Here is a 13,918-nt window from a genome sequence, read left to right as displayed (position 1 = left end):
GGCAGGCGGGCGACCAGCCGCTCGGCGAGCGTGTGGCCGTGCTTCCTCTTGTAGTGGGCGAGGAACTCGATCTTCATCTTCGCCATGTCGACGCCGGTCGGGCAGTCGCGCTTGCAGCCCTTGCAGCCGACGCACAGGTCCATGGCGTCGCGAACGGCGTCGCCGGTGAAGGCGTCGGGGCCGAGCTGGCCCGAGAGCGCCAGGCGCAGCGTGTTGGCGCGCCCGCGCGTGAGGTGCTGCTCGTCGCGCGTGACGCGGTAGCTGGGGCACATGGTGCCGGCGTCGAACTTGCGGCAGTGGCCGTTGTTGTTGCACATCTCGACGGCCTTGGCGAAGCCGCCGGTGACGTCGCCGCCGGTGCCGGGCGGGGTGGTCTCCTCGGTCACCGGATCGGCCTGCACGTTCCAGGCGGACCAGTCGAGCACGGGGGTGATGGGGATGCGCTTGTAAGGCCGAGGCGCGGAGGCGGGGGCGAAGCGGAAGAGGGCGCCGTCGTCCATCTTCGGCGGGTCGATGATCTTGCCGGGGTTGAAGAGGCCGATCGGGTCCAGCTTGTTCTTGATGGCGCGGAAGGCCTCGTTGATCGCAGGGCCGAACTGCCACTCGATCCACTCGCCGCGGCACAGGCCGTCGCCGTGCTCGCCGCTGAAGGCGCCCTTGTACTTGCGCACCAGCTCGCCGGCTTCCTCGGCGATGGCGCGCATCTTCGCGGCGCCGTCGATGCGCATGTCGAGAATGGGCCGCACGTGCAGCGTGCCCACCGATGCATGGGCATACCAGGTGCCGCGCGTGCCGTGCTTCGCGAAGACCTCGGTGAGGCCGTCGGTGTAGGCGGCCAGGTGCTCGAGCGGCACGGCGCAGTCCTCGATGAAGCTGACCGGCTTGCCGTCGCCCTTGAGGCTCATCATGATGTTGAGGCCGGCCTTGCGCACCTCCCACAGGTTCTTCTGCGCGGCCTCCTCGGGCATGCGCACCACGCTGTCGGGCAGGCCCAGGTCGCCCATCAGCTCGGCCAGCTGCTGCAGTTGGCGCAGCAGGGCGGCGCGGTCCCCGCCCGAGAACTCGACCAGCAGGATGGCGGCGGGCTTGCCGATCAGCGCCTTCTCGATGGTCGGCTTGAAGGCCGGGTTGGCGAGGCTCAGCTCGATCATCGTGCGGTCGACCAGCTCGACGGCGGTGGGGCCCAGCTTCACGATGTGCTGGGCCGAATCCATTGCGGCGTGGAAGCTCGCGAAGTTGACGACGCCCAGCACCTTGGCGCGGGGCAGCTCGGCAAGCTGCAGCGTCAAGCTGCGGGTGTAGGCCAGCGTTCCCTCGGCGCCTATCAGCAGGTGGGCCAGGTTGACACTGCCGTCGGCGGTGTAGGGCCGCTCGCTCTGGTTGTCGAAGATGTCGAGGTTGTAGCCGGCGACGCGCCGCATCACCTTGGGCCAGCGCTCGGCGATCTCGGCGCGGTGCTGCCGTGCCAGCTGCTGCACGTGCTGGGCGATGCCGGCGGCGCGCGCGCCGAGCGTGGCGACGGGGCCGAAGTCCACCAGTTCGCCGTCCGACAGCCAGGCGCTCGCGCCGAGCACGTTGTGCACCATGTTGCCGTAGGCGATCGAGCGCGAGCCGCAGGAGTTGTTGCCCGCCATGCCGCCCAGCGTCGCCTGGGCGCTGGTGGAGACATCGACCGGGAACCACAGGCCGTGCGGCTTGAGCTGCGCGTTGAGGTGGTCCAGCACCAGGCCCGGCTCGACGGTGACGCGGCGCTGCGCCACGTCGAGCTCGAGCACGCGCCGCATGTGCTTGCTGTTGTCGATCACCAGCGCCGCGCCGGTGGTCTGGCCGCACTGGCTGGTGCCGCCGCCGCGCGCCAGCACCGGCACCTGCAGGTCGCGCGCGATGTCGATGGCGGCGGCGACGTCGCGCTCGGTCTTCGGCACGAGCACGCCCACCGGCATGATCTGGTAGATGGAGGCGTCGGTGGCGTAGCGGCCGCGCGAGGCATCGTCGAACAGCACTTCGCCCTCGGTCTCGGCCGCGAGGCGGCGCGCGAGCCGGGCGCAGACCTCGTTGGGAGGCAGCACGGTGCCGGCGGGCTGCAGATGGCTGGCGGGATCGATGCGCATCAGCGCTTGCCCGCCTGGGCTGCAGGGTAGATCTCGCCGGCGCGCAGCAGCGCCAGCACCGTGTCGCGCTTTCGATCGAGGTGCTCGGCCAGCACCTCGCGCATGGCCGCGGCGTCGTGGGCGGCGAGCGCCTCGATCATGCGTTCGTGCTCGGCCACGGCGAGCCTCCACTTGGCCTCGTCCTGGTTGGTGCGAAAGCGCAGCGACTGCACGCGCGCATTGATCGCGCGGTAGGTGCTGGTGAGGACGGGGTTCTTGGCGGCGTCGTTGATGGCCGTGTGGATGCGCGCGTTGATGCGGTAATAGCCCGAGAGATCGCGGCGCGCGAAGCAGGCCATCATTTCGTAGTGCAGGGCGCGCAGCTCGGCCAACTCGGGATCGGTGATGCGGCGCGCCGCCAACTCGCCCGACAGGCCTTCGAGCGCGGCCAGCAGCTCGAAGGTGTTCTCCACGTCGGCCTCGGTCAGCTTGACGGCCACCGCGCCGCGGTTGGGCAGCAGGTCGACCAGGCCCTCGGCCGCCAGCAGCTTGATGGCTTCGCGCAGCGGCGTGCGCGAGACGCGCAGCTGCTCGCACAGCTCGCGCTCGTTGAGCTTGGCGCCCGGGGCGATCTGGCCTTCGACCAGCATGGTGCGAAGGCGCGCCGCCACCTGGTCGTGCAGCGCCAGCCGCGAGATCTCGATCACTTCTGCCATGGCTTATTTTCCTCCGGATGCATTTTGAATGCAAAAACTGGAGGTTTCAACAGGGTTGCTTCAGGGTAATCCATCATGGTCCAATGCATTTTGCATGCAAAACTGAAAAGGAAAGGACCGCCCATGCTGCAACTCGACCTCCACCCGACCGGCCGCCACTTCCTGCAGATCCCCGGCCCCAGCCCGGTGCCCGATCGCATCCTGCGCGCCATGAGCCTGCCCACCATCGACCACCGCGGACCCGAGTTCGGCGCGCTCGGCCTGAAGGTACTCGCGGGCATCCGCCAGATCTTCCAGACGCGGCACCCGGTGGTGATCTATCCCGCCTCGGGCACCGGCGCCTGGGAAGCCGCGCTCGCCAATGTGATGAGCCCCGGCGACGCGGTGCTGATGTACGAGACGGGCCACTTCGCCACGCTGTGGCAGAAGATGGCGCTGCGCCTGGGGCTGGCGCCCGAGTTCCTGAGCCTGCCCGGGGTGGACGAGACCGGCCTGCCGCGCAGCTGGCGCCACGGGGTGCAGGCCGACCTGATCGAGGCGCGCCTGCGCCAGGACACGGACAGGAAGATCCGCGCGGTGTGCGTGGTGCACAACGAGACTTCCACCGGCGTGACCTCCGACATCGCGGCGGTGCGCCGCGCGATCGATGCGGCCGGGCATCCTGCCCTCTTGATGGTGGACAGCATCTCGGGCCTGGCGAGCGCCGACTACCGGCATGACGAGTGGGGCGTGGACGTGACCATCAGCGGCTCGCAGAAGGGCCTGATGCTGCCGCCGGGCATCAGCTTCAATGCGGTGTCGCCCAAGGCGATGGAGCGCAGCAAGACCGCGAAGCTGCCCAAGGCCTTCTGGGCCTGGGACGAGATCGTGGAAATGAACCAGGGCGGCTACTGGCCCTACACGCCCAACACCAACCTGCTCTACGGGCTGAGCGAATCGCTGGACATGCTGCTGGGCGAGGGCCTGCCGCAGGTGTTCGCGCGCCACCAGCGCTGGGGCGCAGGGGTGCGCGCGGCGGTGAAGGCGTGGGGCCTGCCGACGCAGTGCGCCGACCCTGCCGTGCATTCGCCAGTGCTGACCGGCGTGATCACGCCCGAGGGAGTGGACGCCGATGCGCTGCGGCGGCTGATCCACGAACGCTTCGATCTCTCGCTGGGCACCGGCCTGGGCAAGCTCAAGGGCCGCATGTTCCGCATGGGCCACCTGGGCGACAGCAACGACCTCACGCTGGTCGCGATGGTGGCCGGCGTGGAGATGGGACTGAAGCTCACGGGGGTGAAGCTCGCGGGCAGCGGGGTGCATGCGGCGATGGAGTATTTCGCGAGCCACGCGGCGCCGGCGGCGCTGAAGAAGGCGGCCTGAATCAAGGCCGAAGAAACCGAACCCAACCAGGAGACCCACCGATGCAAAGACGTTCCCTCATCCAGGCCGCAGGCGCTGCCGCGGCCACGCTCGGCGTGCCGCGGGTGTTCGCACAGGAATGGCCCAACGGGCCGGTGCGCATCGTGGTGGGCTTTCCGCCGGGCGGGGGCACCGACGCCCTGGCGCGGGTGGTGGCGCAGAAGCTGACGACGATGTGGAACCAGTCGGTGATCGTGGAGAACAAGGCCGGCGTGGCCGGGGTGCTCGCGGCCGAGTACGTGTCGACGCAGCCGAGCGACGGCTCGACGCTGCTCATGGCGCACATCAACAGCCACGCGCTGGCGCCCAACCTGCAGCCCAAGCTGCGCTACAGCGTGGAGCGCGACTTCGTGCCGATCGTGCTGGTGGGCGTGACGCCCAACCTGCTGGTCGCGGGGCCGGCGCAGAAGGCAGTAGGGGTGAAGGACATCGTCGCGCTGTGCGCCGCGGAGCCGGGCAAGGTGAGCTTCGGCTCGGCCGGCGCGGGCTCGGCCCAGCACCTGGCGCTCGAGATGTTCAAGCTGCAGGCGAAGGTCGATGCGCTGCACGTGCCCTACAAGGGCAGTGGCCCACTGCTAGCGGACCTGATGGGCAACCAGATCCAGTACAGCTTCGAGACCATGACCGCCGCCACGCCGCATGTGAAGAGCGGCAAGGTGACGGCGGTGGCGCAGACGCGGCTGAAGCGCGCCAAGGGCCATCCGAATGTGCCGACCATGCAGGAGCAGGGCTTCGAAGGCTTCGAGGCCACCACCTGGTACGGACTGGCCGGGCCCGGCAAGCTGCCGACACCGATCGCCGACAAGATCAACCGCGACGTCAACACCGTGCTCGCAATGCCCGACGTACAGGAGCGGCTCGACACCTACGGCGCCGAGGACGGCGGCGGCTCGCGCGAGAAGTTCCGGCAGTTCATTGCCTCGGAGATCCAGAAATGGGGCCGGGTGGTGCGGGACGGCAAGGTGAAGGTGGACGCCTGAACGCACGAAGGGTCTGCAGTCCTCGAGCCAGGGCATGAGTGAAATGGCCGCGAGCCTCGCTCAGGTCAGGTCAGGTCAGGTCAATGGTCCACTCAACCCGAGCTTGGCCAGCACACGACTGCCGCGATCTCTCTCACGCCAGGTCAAGACGTTTGCTTGTATCGTCTTCCTGTAAGGCACGAGGCATGGCGGTACCTCGGAAGGCAACAATTCGAGCAGATCACCGTTGACGCGATCGTGTCCCCCCCGCAGGAGGTACAGCGCCGCAATGTGCTGAGAACCTGTCACGTTCGATGAACTCACTGCGCGAGATATCGTGAGCAGCGATCCGAACTGCTTGGGGTCGAGGTCGATCCCAAGGACATAGTCGATGATCTTCTTGCCTGTATCGAACTTGGGGATCGGGTTGGTCCATACGTTCAATCGATAGCGCTCATACATCTTGCAGGCAAGCAACAGCGTCTTCTCCGATCTGGCAATTTCATCCTTGCCTGGGCGAGGCAGGACTGACGCGTCCACGACTGCCACCGGCGCAAGCTCCTGAACTGCACCTGGAGCAAGGGCAGGCGAGGACGACGGGGCAGCAGGCGCCACCAGCGTAAGGGCACGGGCAAAGCCGGCGCGTTCCTTGTGTTCGTCGGGAGCGAGTCCCTTGAACAGCGCTTGTTGCCCGTCCAATACCTCGAGCAAGGAACGCCGCGACATGGACGCGCTGTCGAGTGCAAACCATTCCCCTGTGGCGGCGCGCACCACTGCAGTCACCATCGGGTCGGTTCCTGTCCAGAGGATGGCCTCGTTGGTCCCGAGCGTGCCGAGCCAATCCACGATGGCTTTGCTGCGGCCATTGCCGTGCGGGACATCCGTTTCGTGACTTGTGGCATTCGGGAGAGAAAGGCCACTCCGGCAGAATTCCGCCGCAAAGTCCGAGTCGATCTGACGCGCCGCGTCCTCCATTCCACCCACGGGAAGAAACTTCGCGAGTTCGATGATGGGCTGCTTGCCCAGCAGGACTCCGAGCGCTTCGCAGGTTTTCGAGAAAGCTTCGATGGCCATCAGTTTCACGTACTTCGACAGCGCATTGTCGGCACCCCGGATGGCCATGTATGCACCGCCCTGCAGGCGCTCGAAGTAAGCCCGAAGGTTCGGAATCCAGCACTTGCCCGCCTGGGCATTCGCGGCCAGCGACTCCAGTTCGAAGTGCACGTCATTCACCTTGATCAAGGCCGTGTAATGGTGGGTCTGGTCGACCCGCGAGTCGCCGAAATGCAGGTTCGTGGGGCCCTTGAAGACGATCGCGAGGTCCAGATGGGCTTCGAGTTCGGGCATCAGCGCGCGGAGTTGCCCAGGCATGAGCCTCAGCCTTTGCATGGGATGTCCGTCAGGGCCATCGATGGCGTCGATGCGGCCCAGTTCATGGGCTTGATCGGGCAGAGAAAGCCGGGCGAACGGCGTCCCCGGACGGTAAAGCGCCAACCAGTTGGACCAGCCGTTGTTGAAGGCATGCTGCAGGCAGCGCAGGCCTTCCTGCAATTCAAATTCACCCGTCAACTTTGCGCGCGCAGTGGCCGCCACGTGCAGTACGTCAGCGAGCGCTTGTTGCCGTGAGTTCTCGATGGACCACGCCGCCGCCGGAGGTGCATCTAACTGCCCCGCCTTTCTCTTTCTGGACGTGTCGGCCGGTTCATCTTCGGTCTCCAGCATGTCGAGTGCCGCGCGCACGTGATGCTGGAGCAGATCATGCATGCGCTGGGGCCCAGCGTCGCCCTCCGCGAAGCAGTGACCGAGCAGCACTGCGTAGGCAGTGAGGATGCTCTTCGCCAGGTTCTTCTTCTGCTGCTGGGGCAATGGCGCCGCTCCACTCGCCGCTTGAGAGAGCAGCCAGTCCAACCAGCGCGCAGATGCGTTCAGCAGGGGGGCGAGCGCGTCTTTCGCCTTCGCGGGTTGGTTGTCCACTTCTCCTTCGATCGGTCCCATCTCGCGCTTCAATAACGGATCGTCGTCCAATGCCCGACCCTTGAAGCAATCGGACATGGCCATGCTCTTGTACAGATACAGTGCCTGATGCTCGGTCGGAACCTGCTCACCGGAGGATCGTCGTTCTATTTCACTTGCGGCAAACTTGGCCAGCGCCAGTACATCCCGCATCGACAGACAGGAGTGCATGCGCTGAACTTCCTGCTGCAGTGCTTCGACAACGGCTTGAGGTGACGACGAACAGGGCAGCTGCTCTGCGCGCAGCCGGCGCAAGTGGCTGTTTTCGAAGCCGTTGCGAAGCACATCCATCAGCCGCGAGCTCAGCCGAAGCCCCTCGCGGAGTGCAGGGATGTCCACCCCCGTCCGATTGCTTTCAATCGCTTTGAAGATGAGCGCACGTGTATCGGGGTCCTCCCTGCGCAGCACCCAATCCACCATCCGGTGGACGTGGGTTGGGCCGTCTGTCGAAACTGGAGGCGCCAAGAGCACCGTGCCATCGGCGAGGATCTGAAAGCCCGGCCTGCTGTAAAGGAGGGGCTGGGTGGCTTGGGGTCGCTCAGGGCTGCACAGGCCCTTTTTCTGTCTGCAGTCAGGGATGGTCAATGAATCGATTCGCATGCTGGGTGTGCCGTAGGATGCTCACTTCCGAGGCAGTGGTGGGATGGTTCCGGTGAGTAACCCAAAAGCATCGATGATTCCCCCAGCTCTTAGCCCTCCGCGCCCCTCGTTCCCGGTCGCGGCGGCCCTCTTGCGCAACGTCCCGCCCTGTCAGACAAAGCCGCCACCGTTCTGCCGAAGATGACTGGCCTGTTGCGGCGCAACATAATGACAAAAGGCAGGGTCCCGTTCTGTTGCCCCACCCACGATGTGACCCTGTCAAACGCCGGGCCCGTTCCTATACATGTTCAATACGCCGTCGCTCGAAAGCTTGCCGCCCGCCGCCCGCGGACTGTCACAAGACACCCTGGCCTTTGTCTTCGAGGAGCAATGCGCGACACGGCCGACGCAATTGGCCTACGGCTTCCTGGCGGAGGACCTGTCCCTCGCGCAGCAGTGCAACTACGCCCAGCTGCGTGACGATGTCCATCACATCGCTGCGTGGCTGACTGACGCGAGCCGCCCGGGCGACCGCGTGCTGCTGGCCTTCCCGCCAGGGCTGGATTTCGTGCGGGTGTTCTGGGCCTGCCTGCTGAGCGGCCGGGTGGCGGTGCCGGTGCCGGCACCCGATCCGATCCGCCTGCATCACGCGGCACCGCGCCTGCGCAGCGTGATCGCCGATTCGCGCGCGGCCCTGGTGCTGACCAGCGCCAAGCTGCTCGACGCCGCGGCCGCCGCGCTGGACCCCGCCACCTTGGCAACGGCCCGATGGACCGCGCTGCCCGATGCGGAGCAGCTGGCAGCGGTGGCGCAGGACTTCGTCCCGCCGGTGATCGAGGCGCAGGCACTGGCCTACCTGCAGTACACCTCCGGCTCCACCTCCGCGCCGCGCGGCGTGCGCCTGTCGCACCTGAACGTGCTGGCGAACGTGCGCGCAATGATCGCCGCGGGCCACGGCAGCACCGCCTCGCGCTCGCTCAGCTGGCTGCCGCACTTCCACGACTATGGCCTGGCTTTCGGTGTGCTGGCGCCGGTGGTGGCCGGTGCCACCGGCTACCTGATGTCGCCGGTGGCCTTCCTGCGCCGGCCGCTGCGCTGGCTGGAGGCGATCGAGACCTATCGCATCACGCACACGGGCGCACCGGACTCGGCCTTCGTCGCCTGCCTGCAGGCGCTGGCCGGCAAGCCGCTTGGCGCACGCCTGGACAGCCTGGCGTCGCTCAACTGCGGCGCCGAACCGGTGAAGGCAGACACGGTCGAGCGTGTGCTCGCGGTCTTCGGTGCGGCGGGCATGGCGGCGCGGGTGTTCGCGCCGTCCTATGGCCTGGCCGAGGCGGTGCTGGGCGTCAGCGCGAGCACGCTGGAAGCGGCGCCGCGCGTCGTGTGGGCGGACGCCAGGGCCCTGATGGCCCACCGCTTCGACCCGCTGCCCGAAGGCGCGGCGCAGGGACGCCGGCTGGTCGGCTGCGGGCAGGCGATGCGGGACACGGAGATCCTGATCGTCGACGAGGACCAGCACGCCTGCGCCGACCGCTGCATCGGCGAGATCTGGGTACGCTCGCCCGGCGTCGGCGGCGGCTACTGGATGCAGCCCGAAGCCACCGAGGCCACCTTCGGCGGGCACCTGGCGGACGGCAGCGGCCCCTTCCTGCGCACAGGCGACCTCGGCTTCCTCGATGGCGGCGAGCTGTTCGTCACCGGCCGCTTGAAGGACCTGATCATCGTCCACGGCGAGAACCACTATCCGCAGGACCTGGAGTGGAGCGCGGAGCGCGCCCATCCGGCGCTGCGGCCGGGCTTCGGCGCGGCCTTCGCGGTCGAGACGCCGGCGGGCGAAGGCGTGGTGCTGGCGCTGGAGCTGGACCGGCGCGCGCAGGCCGAGGCGGATGCCGAGGCGGTATTCCGCGCGGTGCGCCGCGCGATCGCGGTGGAGCACGGCCTGCCGGTGCATGCCGTCGCCCTGCTGCGCGCGGGCGGGTTGCCGCGCACGTCCAGCGGCAAGGTGCAGCGCCACCGCTGCCGCGAGGCCTTCCTGGCCGGCGAGCTGCCGCTGGTGGTGCCGATCGATGCCGGCACGGAACCCCTCCACGAGGAAAGCGCTGAAGAGGGCGGGCAACGCGAGCACCTCGGCTACGTGATGCCGCGCGACGAGCGCGAGCACGCGGTGTGGGACATCTGGTGCGAGGTGCTGGGCACGCGCGCCTTCGGCGTGCACGAGAGCTTCTTCGAGCTCGGCGGCAACTCGCTGCGCATGACGCAGGTGCTCTCGCGGCTGTCGGCGCGCTTCGGCGTGGCGCTGCCGCTGGCCGAGCTGTTCGAGCATGCGAGCGTGGCCGCGATGGCGGCGCACGTGGCGAAGGCCGAGCAACAGCCGCTGGAGAGCCGGGCGGCGGCACCGGCCGGCATCGAGCCCGTGCCGCGCGGCACGCCGCTGCCGGCCTCGCTCTCGCAGCGGCGCATGTGGGTGATCCAGCATTTCGACCCGGCAACGACCGCCTACAACGTGCCGATCGCGATCCGGCTGCGCGGCGCCTTCGATCCGGCGCTGTGCCAGCAGGCGCTCGACGCCATGGTGCAGCGGCACGAGGGCCTGCGCACCTGCTTCGTGATGGGCGAGCACGAGCCGATGCAATCGATCCTCCCCGCGCTCGCGGTGCCGGTCGAGCAGATCGACCTCAGCCGTCTGCCCGAGCGCGAGCGCAACGCGCAGGCGCGCGTGCTGCTCGCCGAGCGCGCGGCGCAGCCCTTCGACCTGGCGCACGCCCCCCTGCACCGGGCGACCCTGATCCGCCTGGGCGAGCGCGAGCACGTGCTGTTCTGGCTGCTGCACCATGCGATCACCGACAACTGGGCCGGCGCGCTGCTGATGCGCGAAGCCCTCGCCGCCTACGGCGCGCTGGCGGCCGGGCGCGAGCCGCTGTCGGCGCCGCCTGCGATCGGCTATGCCGACTATGCCGCCTGGCAGCGCAGTCCCGCGGCGGTGGAGGCGCGCCGGCCGCACCTGGACTACTGGCTGGAGCGCCTGCGCGACCTGCCCGACCTGGACCTGCCCACCGACTTCCCGCGGCCGGCCAAGGCCAGCCACCGGGGCGCGCGCGTCTCCGCCGGGCTGCCTCCGCGACTGCGCGAGGCGATGCACGCCTTCGGCGGGCGCGAGGCAGTCACGCACTTCGTGGTCTATCTGTCTGCCTTCGTGCTGATGCTGTCGCGCCACGCGAAGAGCGAGGACATCGCGGTCGGCACGCCGATCGCGAACCGCCACCGCTTCGCAGCCGAGCCGCTCGTGGGGACGCTGGTCAACACGTTGGTGATGCGCACCGACCTCGGGGGCGATCCCAGCTTCACGCAGCTGGTGCATCGCGTGCGCCGCAATGCGCTCGAGGCCTACACGCACCAGGACGCGCCGTTCGACGAGCTGATCGACGCGCTGGGGCATGACCGCACGCTGCACCCCGAGGGCCCGGTGCGCGTACTCTTCAACGTGCTCAACGCACCGGTGGGCGAGCCGGAACTCTTCGGCCTGGAGGCGGATGAGTTCGACTTCGAGCGCGTGGCCGCGCAGTTCGACCTGTCGATGCACATCGACACCGAGTTCTCGCACCGCATCCACCTCGAATACGCGAGCGATCTCTACAGCGAAGCCACTGCCGCGCGCATGCTCGAGAACTACCTGGCGCTGCTCGAGCGGCTGCTGGCGCAGCCCGAGCGGCGGATCTCGACGCACGAGATGCTCGCGCCCGCGCAGCTCAACCTGCTGCGCCACGGCTGGAACGGCGCGCGCTCGCCGCTGCCCGCGCGGCAACTGGTGCACGACTATCTGGACCTGGGTGCGCCGGAGGTGCGCGAACGCGTGGCGGTGATCGACGCGACAGGCCGCACGCTGAGCTATGGCGAGCTCGAGGCGCGCTCGAACCGGCTGGCCCATGCCTTGCGCCTGCGCGGCATCGCGCGCGGCAAGCGCGTCGGCCTGTGCATCGCGCGCAGCCCCGACATGCTGATCGCGCAGCTGGCGGTGATGAAGGCGGGCGCGGCCTACGTGCCGCTGGACCCCGACTACCCGGCGGACCGCCTGCGCTTCATGGCGGCCGATGCCGACCTGGCCGCGGTGCTCGCGCAGCAGGACACGCACGAGATCCTGGAGGGACTGGCGATCCCCATGCTGGCGATCGACGACAAGCAGCTGGCGGACGGCCATCCGGAACAGCCGCTGCCACCCGACCCCGCGCTCGACGCCACGCCGCTGGACGAGGCCTACCTGATCTACACCTCGGGTTCCACCGGCCAGCCCAAGGGCGTGCGGGTGCCGCACCGCGGGGTGGTCAACTTCCTGGCCGGCATGGTGAAGGCGCCGGGGCTGGCGGCGGACGACTGCGTGCTGGCGATCACCAGTCCTTCCTTCGACCCTTCGGTACTGGACCTGCTGCTGCCGCTGGTGGTGCGCGCGAAAGTGATCATCGCCTCGCAGCAGCAGGTGCACGATCCGGCGGCGCTGCGCATGCTGCTCGAAACGCACAAGGCCACGCTGCTGCAGGCCACGCCCTCGGCCTGGCGCGGGCTGATCGAGACCGGCTGGGCCGGCGCGCCGGGCTTCCGCGGGCTGATCGGCGGCGAGTCGCTGCCGCCGGTGCTGGCCGAGCAGCTGCTGGCGCGCATGGCCGAGCTCTGGAACATCTACGGGCCCACCGAGACCACGGTCTGGGCCACCGGCTGGAAGGTGGCCGAGCCGCGCAAGGCGATCGCGATCGGGCGGCCCATCGACAACGTCATGGTCTGGGTGCTCGACGAGCACGGGCATGCCTGCCCGATCGGCGTGCCGGGCGAGCTCTACATCGGCGGCGCCGGCGTCACGCTGGGCTACTACCATCGCGACGAGCTCACGGCCGAGCGCTTCGTGCCCGACCCCTTCGGCGAGGCGCCCGGCGCCCGGCTCTACCGCACCGGCGACCTGGGCCGCTGGCGCCACGATGGGCAACTCGAGCTGATGGGCCGCGCCGACCACCAGGTGAAGCTTCGGGGCTTCCGCGTCGAGATGGGCGAGATCGAATCCGCGCTGCTCGACCACCCCGAGCTGGCGCACTGCGTGGCGGTGACACGCGCCGAGCGCGAGGACGATGTACGGCTGGTGGCCTACTTCGTCTCGCGCGGCCCGGTGCCGCCGGCGCCGCCGGTGCTGCGCGAGCACCTGCGCACGCGACTGCCGCACTACATGATCCCGCAGCACTTCGTCTCGCTCGACGCGATGCCGCTGCTGCCCAACGGCAAGGTCAACCGCGCCGCGCTGCCGGCGCCGGTGATGGACGTCACCCTGGCTGACGGCCGCAGCTATGTGGCACCGGCCACGCACGGCGAGCAGATCATCGCCGGCATCTGGTCGGAGCTGCTGGGTGTCGAGCAGATCGGCCGCACCGACAACTTCTTCGACCTGGGCGGGCACTCGCTGCTGGCCATGCGGGCGGTCGCGGCGATCGAGGCGCTGATGGGCTGGAAGGTCGCGCCGCGCCGGCTCATCTACGAGAGCCTGCAGCAGATCGCGCGCGAGGAGAACCTTCAGGCGCGCTGAGCCTTGCCGCGGCTGAAGGGCTTGCTCAGGAAGGGCGAAGCCTTTTCCCCGAAGCGCCAGGGCACGTCGGCCGCCTTCGAGATGCCGATGCGCGGCCCGGCCTCGACCACCACGGCCGGGTGATCGTCGGGCGCAGCGAGCAGGGCAAAGGGCGGCCGGTCGAGCCTCTTGCCGTTGAAGCCGCCGTCGATGCCCAGCGCCTGCGCCACCCGGCCGGGGCCTGCGCACAGCAGGCGGATGTCGTCGAGGCCGCGCCGCGCGCGCATGCGCTCGAGCCCGGCGGTGGGCGCCAGTGCGCGGATCAGCACCCCGGCGCCATGGCCTTCCTCGCGGCAAACGAAGTTGAGGCACCAGTGAAGGCCGTAGGAACGGTAGACATAGGCCCGGCCGGGCGGACCGAACATGGCGGCATTGCGCCGCGTGAGGCCGCCGAAGGTGTGGGAGGCCGGGTCGTCGCGGTCGTACGCTTCGGTCTCGACGATGCGGCCGCCGATACCACCGACCAGCAGCACCAGGCCGAGCAGGCGCGGCGCCACCTCGTGCGAAGGTGCGAAGAAATCGATGTCAGCGGGGATGCGTGCTTTCACGGCGCCACCGTGC

Annotated in this window: 6 protein-coding genes and 1 pseudogene; 3 read left to right on the top strand and 4 right to left on the bottom strand. The window is 68.8% G+C overall.

All coding sequences use genetic code 11. The features are described 5' to 3' along the window. Positions 1–2,111: pseudogene (locus tag APY03_RS06980) on the bottom strand (FAD-binding and (Fe-S)-binding domain-containing protein); the annotation flags it as partial. After that, positions 2,111–2,806 (bottom strand): GntR family transcriptional regulator, encoded by a 696-nt coding sequence (locus APY03_RS06975; RefSeq protein ID WP_068675252.1) that lies wholly within the window; start codon positions 2,804–2,806, stop codon positions 2,111–2,113. The gene APY03_RS06975 and the pseudogene APY03_RS06980, both read right to left, overlap by 1 nt. Before the next feature lie 123 nt (positions 2,807–2,929). On the opposite strand from APY03_RS06975, the gene APY03_RS06970 reads away from it, so the two are divergent. Continuing rightward, the gene (locus APY03_RS06970; protein ID WP_068675250.1) at positions 2,930–4,168 is read left to right on the top strand and encodes a pyridoxal-phosphate-dependent aminotransferase family protein; all 1,239 of its coding nucleotides are present in this window, start codon (positions 2,930–2,932) and stop codon (positions 4,166–4,168) included. A gap of 41 nt (positions 4,169–4,209) precedes the next feature. Next, positions 4,210–5,187: a Bug family tripartite tricarboxylate transporter substrate binding protein gene (locus APY03_RS06965; RefSeq protein ID WP_068675248.1), complete on the top strand. Its 978-nt coding sequence runs from the start codon at positions 4,210–4,212 to the stop codon at positions 5,185–5,187. A gap of 75 nt (positions 5,188–5,262) precedes the next feature. Here APY03_RS06965 and APY03_RS06960 read toward each other — a convergent pair whose 3' ends face one another. Further along, positions 5,263–7,779 (bottom strand): hypothetical protein, encoded by a 2,517-nt coding sequence (locus APY03_RS06960; protein WP_068675246.1) that lies wholly within the window; start codon positions 7,777–7,779, stop codon positions 5,263–5,265. A 283-nt stretch (positions 7,780–8,062) separates the two neighbouring features. Here APY03_RS06960 and APY03_RS06955 point away from each other — a divergent pair, with 283 nt between their 5' ends. Further along, a complete protein-coding gene (locus tag APY03_RS06955) occupies positions 8,063–13,318 on the top strand; it encodes a non-ribosomal peptide synthetase (RefSeq protein WP_068675244.1) in 5,256 nt (1,751 codons plus the stop codon). Here the strand turns inward: APY03_RS06955 and APY03_RS06950 are convergent. Beyond that, positions 13,306–13,905 carry a DNA-3-methyladenine glycosylase gene (locus tag APY03_RS06950; protein ID WP_232081190.1) on the bottom strand — a complete coding sequence of 200 codons (600 nt, stop codon included), beginning with the start codon at positions 13,903–13,905 and terminating at the stop codon, positions 13,306–13,308. The genes APY03_RS06955 and APY03_RS06950 overlap by 13 nt on opposite strands. Positions 13,906–13,918: the final 13 nt, after the last annotated feature.

This window comes from Variovorax sp. WDL1, assembly GCF_001541225.1.
In the GTDB taxonomy this organism is placed as follows: Bacteria; Pseudomonadota; Gammaproteobacteria; order Burkholderiales; family Burkholderiaceae_C; genus Variovorax.
This window is presented reverse-complemented; position numbering and strand designations above follow the sequence as displayed.

Coding starts and splice junctions, on each gene's coding strand:
- APY03_RS06975 (WP_068675252.1), bottom strand. CDS start 2,806: ATGGCAGAAGTGATCGAGATCTCGCGGCTGGCGCTGCACGACCAGGTG.
- APY03_RS06970 (WP_068675250.1), top strand. CDS start 2,930: ATGCTGCAACTCGACCTCCACCCGACCGGCCGCCACTTCCTGCAGATC.
- APY03_RS06965 (WP_068675248.1), top strand. CDS start 4,210: ATGCAAAGACGTTCCCTCATCCAGGCCGCAGGCGCTGCCGCGGCCACG.
- APY03_RS06960 (WP_068675246.1), bottom strand. CDS start 7,779: ATGCGAATCGATTCATTGACCATCCCTGACTGCAGACAGAAAAAGGGC.
- APY03_RS06955 (WP_068675244.1), top strand. CDS start 8,063: ATGTTCAATACGCCGTCGCTCGAAAGCTTGCCGCCCGCCGCCCGCGGA.